This window comes from Devosia sp. ZW T5_3, assembly GCF_044987315.1.
Taxonomy (GTDB): domain Bacteria; phylum Pseudomonadota; class Alphaproteobacteria; order Rhizobiales; family Devosiaceae; genus Devosia.
In genome coordinates this window covers 16,989-31,528 of record NZ_JBJDRE010000027.1, presented here as the reverse complement: position 1 = coordinate 31,528, position 14,540 = coordinate 16,989, and the positions used below count along the sequence as shown (strand labels likewise).

The following is a 14,540-nucleotide window of genomic DNA, read 5'->3' as shown; positions in this document are numbered from 1 at the left end:
AGGATGGATCTGGGGCCGGATAGGGTAGCGGCTACTCAGCCGCCTCGGCGTGGGCGGGGGCGGGTTCGAGATTGCCCATGGACTGCACGATATGGTTGGCGAGCGCATCATAGATGCCGCCATAGGCGTGGCTGGCGCGCATCAGGGCGATTTCGGCGTCGGCCAGGCGGGGCAGGCCCATATCTTCGCTGATCACGCGCATGCCCGGCTGCATGGCGCTTTCCGGCAGAAAGCCCACGGCAAGGTCGGAGAGCACCGCGCTCGAAATGGCAGTGGCATTGGAGGAGGTATAGGCGACGCGATAATCGGTGCCGTCGCGGTTCAGCGCCTCCATGGCGCTCTTGCGCCAGATGCAACCGGGCGAGCCGCAGGCAATGGCCAGCGGTTCGCTAGCCAGGGCCCGTCCGCCATGGCTGGCGACCCAATACATCTTTTCGGTGCGGAACAGCTCGCCGTAATTCTGCTCGGTGCCCTGGGTGAAGACGATGATGTCATAGCGTCCCGATCGCATGCCCGAGAGCAAGTCTTCGGACGCCATGCAGGCCACATCCACCGCGATCTTGGGATGGGTCCGCTGGAAGCTGGAAAGGATCACCGGCAGCAGCCGCACGGCGTAATCGTCCGGCACGCCGAAGCGGATCTGGCCGGACAGGTCCCCATCGGAGAAATGGTCGAGAATTTCGGCATTGGTGCGCAACATGCGCCGCGCCCGCGCGTAAAGCGCCTCGCCGTGATTGGTCAAAGCGACAGTGCGGCCGTCACGCGTCAATAGCGGCTGGCCCAGCCGCTCCTCAAGGCGTTTGATCTGCATGGAGACGGCCGACTGGGTCTTGTTCACCCGGCGGGCCGCCTCGGTGAAACTGCCGCAATCGGCAATGGCGCAGAAGCTCTGCAATTGGTCCAGATCGAGAGGGGCGGTCATTCCGATACCTCATCACTCAAATTGATAGATCGGATGAAATCTATTTGTTAGACGAATGGAAGTCCAGTGCGCTATCACATCATTATCGACGCGAAACGACACCGCGCCAGTCCCGCCGGCCTCCCTTCGGCACAACCACATTCCTGGAGACTATCATGGCTCTCTCGCTTTTCGGCGAGCGGTCAGTCGCGGCCGCCACGCCCTTTCGTCCGTTTGCCGCATTCGTGCGCTGGATCGCCAAGGCGCAAGCAGCCCGCACCCGCCGAACTGCGCTGACGAGCCTGCTTGAGCTGGACCATGCCCGGCTCAATGACCTGGGCATTACGCGCCAGGATGTCGTCGATGCCGTGCGCAATCACGGTCCGGCAGCGAGTCTGGCGCTCAATATGGCGCGCGCCAGCAACGCCCGGCGCTAGGATCGCGTAAAACCTGTTGCCATGTTTCGGACCAAATCGGAGCGGCAACAAGGAGATGGGGATGTGAGGTTCTGATTCCGTTTGAACCCGCGACCCCCTGAAATTCCCTTTGCGTCGGCTACCCATGCGGCCGGCGCTCTTCCGTTGGTACGGACATTCCCTTGGAGTGCTTGTGCCATCTCCCGGGCCGGTTTTGCCACCGGTCCCGTTTCCTGATGACTTGCCGGACAGTGCCGAGGCACTTGTCCGGCTTTTTTCATTTGGGGATTGGATCAGCCGAACTTGACGCCGATTTCGGTCGCTGTTTTCCACGCGACGGTGCAGGCATGCTTGCGACCGTCATCCATGGCCAGCTCAAACGTGTCGGGAATGCCGATAATGCTGGTGACCTTGAGCCGGGCGCCGGTCTCGGAGAGATTGCGCACGGTGCATTGAAAGGTCGAGAAGCCGTCATTGATGACGATTTTGCCGCCCTTGAGCACACGCTGGCGCGGGGCGGCACGCTGTTCTTCGGTCATTGGAAACTCCAGATCAGGGGAGTTGGGCAAATCCGTCTTTGAAGCCGTTGAGCGACACCGGAATGCCGATGCCTTCTTCGGGAGTCTTGAACACCACGAAAATGGCGTCCTTGCCATTGGATAGCGTCTCGATCAGGCTGTCGTCCAGCACCACTTCGGCGACGCAGCCATTGGGCAGGCAACGCACGAAGGCGACGCGACCCATATCCTTGCCATCGACATTGAGGCCCAAGCCATTGGGCAGCAGCACGCCAAGCGGGGCCAATACGCGCAGCAGGCGCGCTTCGCGATCGGCGGTGCGCAGCACGATAACCGAGAGGCCTACATTGGGCTGATCCTCGGCCATCACGTTCTGGATGATCGCGCATTGCTCAAAGCTGGCGCCGGGCGGGGTATCGCAGCTCATCTGCCAGTCGCCATACTGAGCCTTGACCACACCCTGGGCCATGGAACTGCCCATAGTGCCGGCAAGGGCGAGCAGGGCAAGGCCGCCAACGGCCAGACGCTTCAAATTCGGCTTCACTCTATCACTTCTCCTGAACGAATCGGGCGCCCGCGTGAGGTTGTCCCTGTTTCCAACAGGGGAGGGTGCAAGTCAACCAAAGCCCGGATTCATTGGGAATATGGCTGGAAAACTGCGGCAAGGGTGAGGCGTTTTTGCTGATAGGGGGAACATTATGACGCAGCGCGGGGTTCAATCGGGCCAATAGACTCCGTCATTCTGATGTGATTTAGGTCAGCGCAGAGTTTTTGCGCTCCGAGGTTGAGTCGGGGCGGCGTAGCTATGCCGCTGTTTTTATCCCCTCAATTCTTGGCGCGTGTGCACCAACGGCAGTCGATTAGGGGGTTAAGTGGTGACCGGACAGTTCTTCAAAGGGATGGGAGCCGTGTCGGCCGCCGCCATGGCGCTGATGCCTGCCCTTGCCGTTGCGCAAGAGGCGACGGAGGAAGCGGGCTATACGGCGGGACATCCTCTGCCCGGCCAGTTCCATCTGCAGCGGTCGGTGACCCCGATCATGGATTCCATCACCGCGTTCCACGATGGTATCCTGATGTGGACGATCAGCCTGATCGTGCTCTTCGTGCTGGCGCTGCTGATCGTCATCGTCGTCCGGTTCAACGCCAAGGCCAACCCCACCCCGGCCCGCTTCACCCATAATACGCTGGTCGAAGTGGTGTGGACCGTGCTGCCCATCGTGGTGCTGATCATCATCGCCATTCCCTCCTTCGGCGTGCTCAGCGACCAGCTGACGACACCTGATGGCGAACGCAAATATCTGGGCTCCAACATTTTCTCGTTCGGCGAAGTCGATGTGCCGGCGCCCGAACTGACCATCAAGGCCACCGGCCAGCAATGGTATTGGGACTATGAATATGTCGACCAGGGTGTCGCACTGACCTCGCTAATGCTGCAGGAAGATGGCGACCAGGGTCGTCTGGCGCTCAAGCCGAACCAGCCGCGCCTGCTGGCCGTCGACAATGAACTGGTCGTTCCGGTGGATACCACGGTGCGCATGCAGATCACCGCCGATCCGACCGGCGTGATCCACGCTTTCGCGGTGCCTTCCTTCGGCATCAAGATCGACGCCGTGCCGGGGCGCCTGAACGAAACCTGGTTCAATGCGCGTGAAACCGGCGTTTATTACGGCCAGTGCTCGGAACTATGCGGCAAGGACCATGCGTTCATGCCCATCGCCGTGCGCGTCGTTACCAAGGAAGAGTTCGCGGCCTTTATCGCGGCCTTCAAGGGCGGCGATTATGCTGCCGCCAATGCGACGCTCGCGGCGCTCCAGTAAGGCTTAGGGGACACTGACAAAAATGGCCGATACCGCTCACCTCGAAGCCCACGCCACGGGACATGACCACGCCCATGATGCGCACCAGCCCACCGGCTGGCGCCGCTGGCTCTACTCCACCAATCACAAAGACATTGGTGTGATGTACCTGATCTTCTCGATCGTCGCCGGCATTGTCGGCGGCCTGCTGTCCGGCGTCATGCGCATGGAATTGCAGGAGCCGGGCATCCAGATTTTCCATGGCCTTGCCGCCATGACCTATGGCGTGGAAGGCGATGCCGCCCTCGACGCCGGCAAGCACATGTACAATGTGTTCACCACCGCCCATGCTCTGATCATGGTGTTCTTTGTGGTGATGCCCGCTACTTTCGGCGGCTTCGGCAATTACTTTGCCCCGCTGATGATCGGCGCGCCCGATACCGCTTTCCCGCGCATCAACAATATCGCCTTCTGGCTGCTGCCGCCCTCCTTCATCCTGCTCCTGATGAGCCTGTTCTTTGAAGGCGCCGGCGCTGGTGCCCTGGGCTTTGGTGGCGGCTGGACCATCTATCCCCCGCTGTCGACCACCGGCCACCCAGGCCCGGCGCTCGATTTTGCCATCCTGGCGCTGCACGTCTCGGGTATTTCCTCGATCCTTGGCGCCATCAACCTGATCACCACCATCTTCAACATGCGCGCTCCGGGCATGACGCTGCACAAAATGCCGCTCTTTGCCTGGTCGATCCTGGTGACCGCCTTCCTGCTGCTGCTGGCTCTGCCAGTGCTGGCCGGCGCGATCACCATGTTGCTGACGGACCGCAATTTCGGCACCAGCTTCTTCAAGCCCGACCAGGGCGGCGATCCGGTGCTGTTCCAGCATCTGTTCTGGTTCTTCGGCCACCCCGAAGTGTACATCATGATCCTGCCGGGCTTCGGCGTGGTCAGCCACATCGTCTCCACCTTCAGCCGCAAGCCGATCTTCGGCTACATGGCCATGGCCTATGCCATGGTGGCCATCGGCTTCGTGGGGTTCGTGGTGTGGGCGCACCACATGTACACCACCGGCCTCAGCCTTGATGTGCAGCGCTATTTCGTGGCTGCCACCATGGTCATCGCGGTGCCCACGGGCGTCAAGATCTTCTCCTGGATCGCCACCATGTGGGGCGGCTCCATCACCTTCCGCACGCCCATGCTGTGGGCCATCGGCTTCATCTTCCTGTTCACCGTCGGCGGTGTGACGGGCGTGGTGCTGGCCAATGCCGGTGCGGACCGTGCGCTGCACGACACCTATTATGTGGTTGCCCACTTCCACTATGTGCTGTCGCTGGGCGCCGTGTTCTCGATCTTTGCGGCCTGGTACTATTGGTACCCGAAAATGTTCGGCTGGATGTACAACGAGAAGCTCGCCAATGCGCACTTCTGGGTTATGTTCATCGGCGTGAACCTGATCTTCTTCCCGCAGCACTTCCTGGGTCTTGCGGGCATGCCGCGCCGCTATATCGACTATCCGGATGCGTTTGGTTTCTTCAACCGCATCTCTTCGATCGGCTATTACATCACCTTCGTAGCCATGCTGATCTTCTTCTACGCCATGTGGGAAGCCGCCCGGAAGAAGCGTCCGGCTGGTGACAATCCCTGGGGCGATGGTGCAACCACCCTGGAATGGACGCTGAGCTCGCCTCCGCCCTTCCACCAGTTCACCACCCTGCCCAAGATCGACTCGACCAACGCGCACTAAGCGCAGCGACGAACCACCGGGCCGCGTATGCGCGGCCCAATCCCGGATAAAGGCAGAGCCAGTGGCTTATATTCATGACAATCGGAAGGTGCCTGCAATGACAGGTGAAGCGCGCGTGGAGGACTACCTCGCGCTCTTGAAGCCGAACGTCATGCAATTGGTCGTCTTCACCGCCATTGTCGGCCTTGTGGTTGCCCCCGGCGGTATCCATCCGGTGATCGGCGTCATCGCCATTGTCTGTATCGCCATCGGCGCCGGGGCCTCTGGCGCGCTCAATATGTGGTACGATGCCGATATCGACGCCATCATGAGCCGCACCGCCAATCGCCCCATTCCGGCCGGCCGCATTACCGGGGGCGAAGCGCTGGTCTTTGGCCTTGTGCTGTCGGTGTTCTCGGTGGCTTTGCTGGGCCTTGCGACCAATTGGGTCGCGGCGGGGCTGCTCGCCTTCACCATCTTCTTTTACGCCGTCATCTATACGATGTGGCTCAAGCGCTCGACGCCGCAGAATATCGTCATCGGTGGCGCGGCCGGTGCTTTCCCACCCATGGTGGGCTGGGCTGCCGTCAGCGGCACCATCACGATGGAAAGCGTTGCGCTGTTCCTGATCATCTTCCTGTGGACCCCGCCGCATTTCTGGGCCCTGGCGCTCTATAAGCAGAGCGACTACGGCGCGGCCGGCGTGCCCATGATGCCCAATGTGGCAGGCGAAGCCTCGACCAAATTCCAGATCCTGGCCTATACGGCGCTGCTGGCGGCCTCCTCGCTGCTGCCCAGCTGGCTCGGCTTTGCCGGCACGATCTATTCCGTCGTCGCGGTGATCACCGGCGCTTCGTTCCTGTTCCTTGCCTGGCGCCTCTATCGCACCAACGAGGATGTGCCGATGCGCAAGGCGGCGCGCATCGTGTTCAACTACTCGCTGAGCTATCTGTTCGTTCTGTTCTTTGCCCTGCTGGCCGACAACCTGCTCGCGCGTTTTGGGATGTTTGCCTGATGTCTGCCCCCGACGAAATCCACGAAGTCATTATCCTGCCGCCCGAAATCGAGGCCGCGCGCGCCAAGGTACGCCGCCGCCGCTCGATCGCGCTGGGATTGGGCCTGGCCCTGTTTGCGCTGACCTTCTACCTGCTGACCATCATCAAGATGGGCCCGGCGCTATTCGACCGGGCGCTCTGATGGCCGATCTGTCCCATTCCACCTTTGCCAATGCCGCGCGCCGCAACAAGCGCATCGGCATGCTGTGCCTGGGTCTGGTCGCGGGCATGGTGGGACTCGCCTACGCGTCGGTGCCACTCTACGCCATGTTCTGCTCGATCACCGGTTTTGGCGGCACGCCCGGCAAGGCCGAGAGCAACCCCAAGGGCATCATCGCGCGCGAAATGTCGGTGCGGTTCGATTCCAACGTGTCCTCGGAACTCAATTGGACCGTCAAGCCCGCGGCCTCCGTCACCGACCGGATCGGCGCCGTCGACACCGTCAATTACGTGGCGACCAATCATTCGGACAAGCCGGTCACCGGCATGGCGATTTTCAACGTTTCGCCGGAACGCGCCGGCGTCTATTTCAACAAGATCGAATGCTTCTGCTTCACCGAGCAGACGTTGCAGCCCGGCGAGACCGTGGACATGCCGATCGTGTTCTTCGTCGATCCCGAGCTTGACGACAATCAAGAGCTCGACACCATCAAAGAGATCACCCTCTCTTATACCTTCTACGCTTCAGATAACGGGGGAAGCTGAACCATGTCGGCAATAGCCAAGAACCACGACTACCATATGGTCGAACCGTCGCCATGGCCCTTCGTCATGTCGGTGGGCATCCTGATCTTCGCCATTGGCGCCATTTCCTGGATGCACCATTGGACCCCATGGATCTTCTTCATCGGCTTGGCCGTGGTGCTTTACACCATGTATGCGTGGTGGTCCGACGTGGTGAAGGAAGCCAATAACGGCGTCGACCACACCCCCGTGGTCCAGATGCACCACCGCTACGGCATGATGCTGTTCATCGCGTCGGAAGTGATGCTGTTCGTGGCATTCTTCTGGGCATATTTCGACGGTTTCTTCCGCTTTGACGACGTCGAGCAATATGCACGTGTCGCCGCCACCGGTGGGCATTGGCCGCCGCAAGGCATCGAGCTGTTCGACGCTTTCCACCTGCCATTGTTCAACACGCTGATCCTGCTGACCTCGGGCACCACTGTCACCTGGGCGCACCATGCTTTGCTCGAAGGCGACCGCAAGGGCCTGCGCTGGGGCCTCGTGCTCACCGTAGCCCTGGGCCTGTTGTTCACCTGTGTGCAGGTGATCGAATATTCGGAAGCCGCCTTCTCCTTCGGCGGCAATATGTATGGCGCCACCTTCTTTATGGCGACGGGCCTGCATGGCTTCCACGTCGCTGTCGGCACCATCTTCCTCATCGTCTGCCTGCTCCGCGCCGAGCGCGGCGACTTCACCCCGCAGCGTCACCTGGGCTTTGAATTCGCCGCCTGGTACTGGCACTTCGTCGACGTGGTGTGGCTCTTCCTCTTCGCCTCGATCTATGTCTGGGGCTCGTGGGGCGTGGCGATCAACCACTAATAGAGTGGATCAGAAACGTGTGGGGGCGCGGTCTTATGGGCCGCGCCCCAATTTCTTCCGGGGATATCATGACCCAAGTTTCGCCCTTCAAGGCTGGCCTGCTCTGCCGCTGCCCGCGCTGCGGGGAGGGGAAACTGTTCAGGGGCTATCTCAAGCTTGCCCCGAGCTGCACGGCCTGTGGCCTCGACCTCGCCTTTGCCGATAGCGGCGATGGCCCGGCGATTTTCGTGATCTTCCTTGTGGCGCCGCTGATCATCGCGCTGGCCATGGTCGTGGGTGCCGTGTTCAATCCACCGCCCTATGTCCATCTGTTCCTGTGGATACCGGCGACGCTGATCCTCTCGCTGGCGCTGCTGCCCCCGTTCAAGGCCACCATGGTTGCCCTGCAATACCGCCACGATGCCCATGAGGGCCACCAATGAGCGCGCAGACGCAGAAGCGCTTGGGGCCAGTGATGACCTGGGCCTTTGCCATACTGATGCTGGCCCTGGCTGGCGTCTGCGTCTGGCTCGGTACCTGGCAGATGCATCGCCTGGCTGAAAAGGAAGCGCTCATTGCCGCCGTCGATCAGCGGCTGACCGCGGCGCCGGTTCCTGTACCGGTTGCGCAGGATTGGACTGACCTCGACCTTGAAGCGCTCAATTTCCAACCGGTCTCGCTGACCGGGGCCTTCCGCTACAACCAGACGGTCACGGTTTTCACCAGCCTTGCCAATGCGCGTGGCTCCGCCTCAGGCCCCGGCTATTGGGTGGTGACGCCCTTTGTACTGGATAATGGCGGCACGGTCTTCGTCAATCGTGGCTTTGTGCCCGAGGCATTTCAGGAAGCCGCCGTCACCGATCCCGAAGGCGAAACCGGGCAGGTGACCATTACGGGCCTGTTCCGCCCCGGCGAAAAAGCCGGCTTCATGACGCCCGAGGCCAATACCTCGGACCGTATCGAATGGGTGCGCGACCCCGAGCGGCTGGCCAAGCTGGTCGATCCCGCGCTCGCCCCCTTCGCGCCCTTCTATGTCGATCTGCCCGCCGGCGCGCCGGGGCAATTGCCGCAGGGCGGCGAGACCGTGGTGGAGTTTCCCAACAACCATCTGGGCTATGCCTATACCTGGTACGGCTTTGCGATCGTGGCGGTGGTCATGCTGGGCTTTTGGCTATGGCGGCAGCGGCAGACGCCAAAGCCCTGACGCGTACCCCTCCATCAAACTTGCGGTTCAGGCCTCGTTTGACTAGGTTGCAACAATTCTAAAAAGGGCCTTCCCCTTCGATGCAGTTTGTTTCTACGCGCGGCCAGGCGCCGGCGCTCGGTTTCTCCGATGCAGTTCTGGCCGGTCTTGCCGCTGATGGCGGGCTCTATGTGCCGCAAAGCTGGCCCCAGCTCAGCGCCGCCGACATCGCTTCCTATGCCGGCAAGCCCTATGCCGATGTAGCTTTCGACATCATCAACCGCTTCGTTGATGGCGAGATCGCGCCCGCCAAACTCAAAGCTATCATCGACGAGGCCTATGCCAGCTTCCGCCATCCCTCGGTGACCCCACTGGTGGAGCTGGAGCCCAATCACTTCGTACTCGAGCTGTTCCACGGCCCCACTCTGGCGTTCAAAGACGTGGCCATGCAATTCCTCAGTCGCATCATGGACCATATCCTGGCCGAACGCGGCCTGCGCGCCACCATTGTCGGCGCCACTTCGGGCGATACCGGCTCGGCCGCTATCGAGGCCTTCCGCGGCCGCGACACGACCGATATTTTCATCCTGCATCCGCTTGGCCGCACCTCCCCGGTGCAGCGCCTGCAGATGACTACGGTGCTCGATGCCAATGTGCATAACATTGCGCTCGAAGGCACGTTTGACGATTGCCAGAACGTGGTCAAAGCCATGTTCAACAATCACAAGTTCCGTGACTCGGTGCGCCTCTCGGGCGTCAATTCGATCAATTGGGGCCGGATCGTCGCGCAGATCGTCTATTACGTCACGGCTGCCGTGTCGCTGGGCAGCCCGCACCGCAAGGTCAGCTTCACCGTACCGACCGGCAATTTCGGCGATATCTTTGCCGGCTATTGCGCCAAGGCGATGGGCCTGCCGATCGAGCGGCTGATCATTGCCACCAATGCCAATGACATCCTGCGCCGCACCATGGATACCGGCCGCTACGAGATGGAAGGCGTGTCGCCCACGATCAGCCCGTCCATGGATATCCAGATTTCGTCCAATTTTGAGCGCCTGCTATTCGAAGCGGCGGGGCGCGATGCGACTGCCGTGGTGCGCATGATGGATAGCCTCAAGCAATCGGGCGGCTTTGCTCTGCCCGAGAGGGCGTTGGCAAATATCCGCCGCGACTTTGCCGCCGGCACCACTGGCGAAGCCGAGACGCGCGCAACCATTGCCGTCACGCTCAAGAATTCCGATTACCTGCTCGATCCCCATACCGCCGTTGGCGTGCATGTGGCCCGGGCGCAGGCCTGGTCGGCGACCCCGATGGTTACGCTGGCCACCGCCCATCCCGCCAAATTCCCTTCCGCCGTCAAGGATGCTTCGGGGATCGAGCCGGCTCTGCCGGCCTGGCTGGGCGATCTTTATGGCCGCGAGGAGCGGCTGACTGTGCTTGCCAATGACCAGACACTGGTCGAAGACTTCATCGCAGCGCGTACGCGCGCTGCCTAGGACGACTTTGGGGCACCAACGGCCTCAGGGTCGCGCCGTGCCAGGAGGACCCATTTGAGCCTATTATCAACGACCCTCGACAATGGCATGGTGGTGCTGACCGACGACATGCCGCACCTGGAGAGCGCTTCGCTCGGGGTCTGGGTCAAGGCCGGTGCGCGCTGCGAGCGCAAGGCCGAGCACGGCATTTCCCACCTGCTCGAACATATGGCCTTCAAAGGCACCACCACGCGTTCGGCGCTCGAAATCGCCGAGGCCATCGAAAATGTCGGTGGTGACCTCAACGCTGCGACGTCCATCGAGCACACCGGCTATTTTGCCCGCGTGCTCAAGGAAGATGTGGTGTTGGCCGCCGATATCCTCTCCGATATTTTGCAGAATTCCCGCTTTGAGGAAGACGAGCTGACCCGCGAAAAGCAGGTCATCGTGCAGGAAATCGGTGCCGCTCGGGACAATCCCGACGATCACGTTTTCGACCTGTTCCAGGCAGCCGCTTTCCCCACCCAGCCTATCGGCCGCACCATTCTGGGTACGGTGGATTCGGTACGCGAATTCAATCCGGACGTTATCCGCAAATATATGAACCGCAATTATGTGGGCGACCACATGGTGATGGCGGCGGCTGGCAATGTCGATCATGACGAACTGGTCCAGGTCGCCCAGCAGCGCTTTGCCGATCTCAAGCCCAATGGCGCGCCGGCGCCCCAGCGCGCCGAATATCAGGGCGGCGAAGAGCGGCTGATTTCCGACCACGAACAGGCCCATATCGTCATCGGCTTTGAAGGCCGGGCTTACAATGCCGACGGGTTCTACGCGGCCCAGGTGCTGGCCTCGATCCTGGGTGGCGGCATGAGCTCGCGCCTGTTCCAGGAAGTGCGCGAAAAGCGGGGCCTGTGCTATTCGGTCTATTCCTTCCACTGGGCCTTTGCCGATAGCGGCGTGTTCGGCGTGGCGGCGGCGACCGGCGAGGATGAAGTGGCCGATCTGGTCCCCGTCGTGCTGGACGAACTCAAGCGCGCCACTCAGTCGATTTCGGACGAGGAAGTCATCCGCGTCCGCAATCAGATTCGGGCGGGGCTGCTGATGTCGCTCGAGAGTCCTTCGGCCCGTGCCGGCCAGCTGGCGCGCCAGCAAATCCTGTGGGGGCGTCCTATCCCCATGCAGGAAACGGTCGATCGCATCAACGCCATCACGACCCAGCGCGTGCAGGAGGTTGCCGAGCAGATCTTCACCAGCGGCTTGCCGACCCTGGCGGGCATCGGGCCGGTCGACCGGCTGGTCGATGTCGGCGCCATCGGCGATCATCTCAAGCGGTAATTGTCCATGCTCTGGCCCTGGTCATCGCCGGTCCCGTTGATCGCCCTGCGCGGCCGGCGGGTGCTGCTGCGCCTGCCGCAAATGGGCGATTACGAGGCCTGGCATGAACTGCGTCACGGGAGCCGCGATTTCCTGCGACCCTTCGAGCCCCGTTGGACCGAGGCGGATTTGAGCCGCCGGGTTTTCGCCGCACGGGTGCGGCGGGCGCGCGAGGAAGCGGAAGAGGGGAGCGATTATTCCTTCTTCATTTTCACCAATGACGCGGCAACGTTGGTGGGCGGCATTACCCTCTCCAATATCCGCCGCCGCGCCGCCCAATTCGTCAATCTGGGCTATTGGATGGGCCAACCTTTCGCGGGACGGGGGCTAATGAGCGAAGCCGTGGGCACGAGCCTGCCCTTCGTCTTCGACACGCTCGATCTGCACCGCATCCACGCGGCTTTTCTGCCGGGCAATGTCGCCTCGCGCCGGGTGCTGGAAAAGAACGCCTTTGTCGAAGAAGGCTTTGCGGAAAAGTACCTGCAGATCAATGGCCGCTGGGAAGACCATGTGCTGTTCGGTCTGACCAAGGAGCGCTACGAAACCGCGCGCTACACCAGACGCTTGGTTTGACCGCCTCGACAAATCGCCGCGCGACAAACTATCTATAAAATCATGACGCAGCCCAAAGACGACACCATCGCCGCGCGGATCAGCAAGGTCTTGGCCGAGCGGATCATTGCGGGCAATCTCGAGCCCGGCGCCCGGCTGCGGCAGGATCATATCGCCGCCGAGTTCGGCGCGAGCCACGTGCCGGTGCGCGAGGCCTTCCGGCGGCTCGAAGCGCAGGGGCTGGCGATCAGCGAGCCGCGTCGTGGCGTGCGCGTTGCCGCCTTCGATCTGGCCGAGGTCAAGGAAGTTGCCGAAATGCGCGCGGCGCTTGAAGTGCTGGCTCTGCGCCACGCTGCGCCGCATCTGACAGCTTCTATTCTCGATGCTGCTGAGCAGGCGACCCATGCTGGTGATAATTCGCCGGATGTGGCGTCGTGGGAGGCGGCAAACCGGCTATTTCATCGGACGCTGCTGGCGCCGTGCGGCATGCCGCGCCTGCTGGCCGCCATCGATGATCTGCATGCCGTCAGCGCGCGGTTCCTCTTTGCCGCCTGGCAATCGGCTTGGGAGGCGCGGACTGACCATGATCATCTGGCCATTCTGGCTGCTCTGCGCGACGGAAATATCGAGGAGGCGGCGACGGTGCTGGCGCGGCACGTTCGTTGGATTGGGCAGAAGCCGGTGCGAACTGCGTCTGGGGTGACGCGGAAGGTGTTTACGATCGTTGGGTGAGGGGTGAGAGCCCCAATCTGATTCCCTCCCCCTTGAGGGGAGGGCTAGGGTGGGGGTGTCGCGGCCTCCATGAACTCGATGCCGGTGGAAAGCTCGACACCCCCACCCTCAATCCCTCCCCTCAAGGGGGAGGGAGGCGGATCGTGGCTCTCAATCTACGGGAGTCTACCTCCCAATTCCTCTTGCCCTCCACACCAAAAATCCGTTTAATAGATCGTCACATGAAATTATCTATAATTTTTCGAGGATCGCCCATGAACGCCCCTGCTACCGCAACCCGGTCCAGCTTCAGCCCGCTTGGCCTGGCTGATCGCTCCGTCATCTGGCAAGTCGCTGCCGTCGCTTTGGGCACGCTGTTCCTGGCACTTTCGTCCTATGTCGAAGTGCCCATGGTGCCCGTTCCCATGACTATGCAGACCTTCGCTGTCGTCATGGTCGGCGCGCTCTATGGATGGCGCCTGGGCGGCGTGACCATCGTGGCCTGGCTCATCGAAGGCGCAATCGGCCTGCCGGTCCTGTCGGGCGGTGCGGCCGGCGCGATCCACTTTGTCGGCCCCACGGCCGGCTATCTCTTCGCCTTCCCGATCGCTGGTGCCATTGCTGGCTGGCTGGCCGAACAGGGCTGGAATGGCAACAAGCCGGTCCTGGCCTTCCTCGCTGCCATTGCCGGTAACCTTGCCTGTCTCGCATTGGGCGGCGCCTGGCTTGCGGTGATGATCGGGGCCGAGCAGGCCTTTATCCACGGCATTGCGCCGTTCCTGCTTGGCGCGGTGCTCAAGTCCGCACTCGGCGCGGCAGCTTTGGCCGGCCTGCAGCGCGTGGCGTCCAAGCGTTGACCGTCAAGCTGCGGGCGCATCATCTGCTCTGCATGCTCACCTATGTCGGCAGGGGCTATACCCCTGCCTTCACTGCCAATTACGATGCCATTATCACCAGGCTCGGCACCGGCGAAACGATCGAACTGGTCGCTGGCCCCGACGACGTCTGCGAGCCGTTACTGGGCATTGGCCAGCCGCATTGCCACAATGCCAGCGTCATCGAGCGCGACCGCCTTACGCGCCTTGCGGTTGCCGACCTGCTCGCATCAATCGATCTAGGCCAGCCCTTCCACCTCGATCAAACCACGCTCGCAGCTTTGCGCTCCGCGTTTTCCACTGGCGATATTCGACCCGCCTGCGCCGGTTGCGAATGGTCGGCGCTGTGCGACAGCGTGGCCGGCTCAGGCTATGCCGGTGTGTCCCTGGTCATTGCGACCTGCTAGCGCGACGTCCCGTTGCCATTCGGCAACACTTCG

At 61.9% G+C, this 14,540-nt stretch carries 18 protein-coding genes; 15 read left to right on the top strand and 3 right to left on the bottom strand.

Annotated elements, in window-relative coordinates:
• Window positions 1-31 precede the first annotated feature (31 nt).
• The gene (locus tag ACI3KW_RS22385; protein ID WP_113119677.1) at window positions 32-922 is read right to left on the bottom strand and encodes a LysR family transcriptional regulator; all 891 of its coding nucleotides are present in this window, start codon (window positions 920-922) and stop codon (window positions 32-34) included.
• Window positions 923-1,077: 155 nt separating this feature from the next.
• Here ACI3KW_RS22385 and ACI3KW_RS22380 point away from each other — a divergent pair, with 155 nt between their 5' ends.
• A complete protein-coding gene (locus ACI3KW_RS22380) occupies window positions 1,078-1,338 on the top strand; it encodes a hypothetical protein (protein WP_113119678.1) in 261 nt (86 codons plus the stop codon).
• Between the two features lie 272 nt (window positions 1,339-1,610).
• Here the strand turns inward: ACI3KW_RS22380 and ACI3KW_RS22375 are convergent, their stop codons facing one another.
• Window positions 1,611-1,856, bottom strand: a complete 246-nt coding sequence (locus ACI3KW_RS22375) for a PilZ domain-containing protein (protein WP_113119679.1) — start codon at window positions 1,854-1,856, stop codon at window positions 1,611-1,613.
• A 13-nt stretch (window positions 1,857-1,869) separates the two neighbouring features.
• Entirely contained in the window at window positions 1,870-2,379 is a 510-nt protein-coding gene (locus tag ACI3KW_RS22370) for an invasion associated locus B family protein (protein ID WP_390888801.1), read from the bottom strand.
• A 355-nt stretch (window positions 2,380-2,734) separates the two neighbouring features.
• Here ACI3KW_RS22370 and coxB point away from each other — a divergent pair, with 355 nt between their 5' ends.
• From coxB to ACI3KW_RS22300, 14 genes are all read left to right on the top strand, one after another.
• Window positions 2,735-3,652: a cytochrome c oxidase subunit II gene (coxB, locus tag ACI3KW_RS22365; RefSeq protein ID WP_113119680.1), complete on the top strand. Its 918-nt coding sequence runs from the start codon at window positions 2,735-2,737 to the stop codon at window positions 3,650-3,652.
• A 22-nt stretch (window positions 3,653-3,674) separates the two neighbouring features.
• Entirely contained in the window at window positions 3,675-5,369 is a 1,695-nt protein-coding gene (ctaD, locus tag ACI3KW_RS22360) for a cytochrome c oxidase subunit I (protein ID WP_404849919.1), read from the top strand.
• A 97-nt stretch (window positions 5,370-5,466) separates the two neighbouring features.
• On the top strand, window positions 5,467-6,363 hold the full coding sequence (locus ACI3KW_RS22355) for a heme o synthase (RefSeq protein ID WP_404849918.1): 897 nt from the start codon (window positions 5,467-5,469) through the stop codon (window positions 6,361-6,363).
• Window positions 6,363-6,545 carry a hypothetical protein gene (locus ACI3KW_RS22350; RefSeq protein WP_404849917.1) on the top strand — a complete coding sequence of 61 codons (183 nt, stop codon included), beginning with the start codon at window positions 6,363-6,365 and terminating at the stop codon, window positions 6,543-6,545. The genes ACI3KW_RS22355 and ACI3KW_RS22350 overlap by 1 nt, the downstream gene beginning before the upstream one ends.
• A complete protein-coding gene (locus ACI3KW_RS22345; RefSeq protein ID WP_113119684.1) occupies window positions 6,545-7,108 on the top strand; it encodes a cytochrome c oxidase assembly protein in 564 nt (187 codons plus the stop codon). Before ACI3KW_RS22350 ends, ACI3KW_RS22345 begins: the two co-directional genes overlap by 1 nt.
• Before the next feature lie 3 nt (window positions 7,109-7,111).
• Window positions 7,112-7,948, top strand: coding sequence for a cytochrome c oxidase subunit 3 (locus tag ACI3KW_RS22340; protein ID WP_113119685.1), 837 nt, complete (start codon window positions 7,112-7,114; stop codon window positions 7,946-7,948).
• A 68-nt stretch (window positions 7,949-8,016) separates the two neighbouring features.
• A complete protein-coding gene (locus ACI3KW_RS22335; protein ID WP_404849916.1) occupies window positions 8,017-8,370 on the top strand; it encodes a DUF983 domain-containing protein in 354 nt (117 codons plus the stop codon).
• Window positions 8,367-9,131: an SURF1 family protein gene (locus tag ACI3KW_RS22330; RefSeq protein WP_404849915.1), complete on the top strand. Its 765-nt coding sequence runs from the start codon at window positions 8,367-8,369 to the stop codon at window positions 9,129-9,131. Before ACI3KW_RS22335 ends, ACI3KW_RS22330 begins: the two co-directional genes overlap by 4 nt.
• Before the next feature lie 80 nt (window positions 9,132-9,211).
• Window positions 9,212-10,606 carry a threonine synthase gene (thrC, locus tag ACI3KW_RS22325; protein WP_404849914.1) on the top strand — a complete coding sequence of 465 codons (1,395 nt, stop codon included), beginning with the start codon at window positions 9,212-9,214 and terminating at the stop codon, window positions 10,604-10,606.
• 54 nt (window positions 10,607-10,660) lie between these two features.
• Entirely contained in the window at window positions 10,661-11,923 is a 1,263-nt protein-coding gene (locus ACI3KW_RS22320) for a pitrilysin family protein (protein WP_113119688.1), read from the top strand.
• 6 nt (window positions 11,924-11,929) lie between these two features.
• The gene (locus ACI3KW_RS22315) at window positions 11,930-12,535 is read left to right on the top strand and encodes a GNAT family N-acetyltransferase (protein ID WP_404849913.1); all 606 of its coding nucleotides are present in this window, start codon (window positions 11,930-11,932) and stop codon (window positions 12,533-12,535) included.
• 42 nt (window positions 12,536-12,577) lie between these two features.
• Window positions 12,578-13,246: a GntR family transcriptional regulator gene (locus tag ACI3KW_RS22310; protein ID WP_404849912.1), complete on the top strand. Its 669-nt coding sequence runs from the start codon at window positions 12,578-12,580 to the stop codon at window positions 13,244-13,246.
• A gap of 254 nt (window positions 13,247-13,500) precedes the next feature.
• Window positions 13,501-14,082 carry a biotin transporter BioY gene (locus ACI3KW_RS22305; protein WP_404849911.1) on the top strand — a complete coding sequence of 194 codons (582 nt, stop codon included), beginning with the start codon at window positions 13,501-13,503 and terminating at the stop codon, window positions 14,080-14,082.
• Window positions 14,079-14,507, top strand: a complete 429-nt coding sequence (locus tag ACI3KW_RS22300) for a DUF1284 domain-containing protein (RefSeq protein ID WP_404849910.1) — start codon at window positions 14,079-14,081, stop codon at window positions 14,505-14,507. Before ACI3KW_RS22305 ends, ACI3KW_RS22300 begins: the two co-directional genes overlap by 4 nt.
• Window positions 14,508-14,540: the final 33 nt, after the last annotated feature.

Excerpts from the sequence above, each read along its gene's own strand:
- ACI3KW_RS22385 (WP_113119677.1), bottom strand. The coding sequence starts at position 922 with ATGACCGCCCCTCTCGATCTGGACCAATTGCAGAGCTTCTGCGCCATT.
- ACI3KW_RS22380 (WP_113119678.1), top strand. The coding sequence starts at position 1,078 with ATGGCTCTCTCGCTTTTCGGCGAGCGGTCAGTCGCGGCCGCCACGCCC.
- ACI3KW_RS22375 (WP_113119679.1), bottom strand. The coding sequence starts at position 1,856 with ATGACCGAAGAACAGCGTGCCGCCCCGCGCCAGCGTGTGCTCAAGGGC.
- coxB (WP_113119680.1), top strand. The coding sequence starts at position 2,735 with ATGGGAGCCGTGTCGGCCGCCGCCATGGCGCTGATGCCTGCCCTTGCC.
- ctaD (WP_404849919.1), top strand. The coding sequence starts at position 3,675 with ATGGCCGATACCGCTCACCTCGAAGCCCACGCCACGGGACATGACCAC.
- ACI3KW_RS22355 (WP_404849918.1), top strand. The coding sequence starts at position 5,467 with ATGACAGGTGAAGCGCGCGTGGAGGACTACCTCGCGCTCTTGAAGCCG.
- ACI3KW_RS22350 (WP_404849917.1), top strand. The coding sequence starts at position 6,363 with ATGTCTGCCCCCGACGAAATCCACGAAGTCATTATCCTGCCGCCCGAA.
- ACI3KW_RS22345 (WP_113119684.1), top strand. The coding sequence starts at position 6,545 with ATGGCCGATCTGTCCCATTCCACCTTTGCCAATGCCGCGCGCCGCAAC.
- ACI3KW_RS22340 (WP_113119685.1), top strand. The coding sequence starts at position 7,112 with ATGTCGGCAATAGCCAAGAACCACGACTACCATATGGTCGAACCGTCG.
- ACI3KW_RS22335 (WP_404849916.1), top strand. The coding sequence starts at position 8,017 with ATGACCCAAGTTTCGCCCTTCAAGGCTGGCCTGCTCTGCCGCTGCCCG.
- ACI3KW_RS22330 (WP_404849915.1), top strand. The coding sequence starts at position 8,367 with ATGAGCGCGCAGACGCAGAAGCGCTTGGGGCCAGTGATGACCTGGGCC.
- thrC (WP_404849914.1), top strand. The coding sequence starts at position 9,212 with ATGCAGTTTGTTTCTACGCGCGGCCAGGCGCCGGCGCTCGGTTTCTCC.
- ACI3KW_RS22315 (WP_404849913.1), top strand. The coding sequence starts at position 11,930 with ATGCTCTGGCCCTGGTCATCGCCGGTCCCGTTGATCGCCCTGCGCGGC.
- ACI3KW_RS22310 (WP_404849912.1), top strand. The coding sequence starts at position 12,578 with ATGACGCAGCCCAAAGACGACACCATCGCCGCGCGGATCAGCAAGGTC.
- ACI3KW_RS22305 (WP_404849911.1), top strand. The coding sequence starts at position 13,501 with ATGAACGCCCCTGCTACCGCAACCCGGTCCAGCTTCAGCCCGCTTGGC.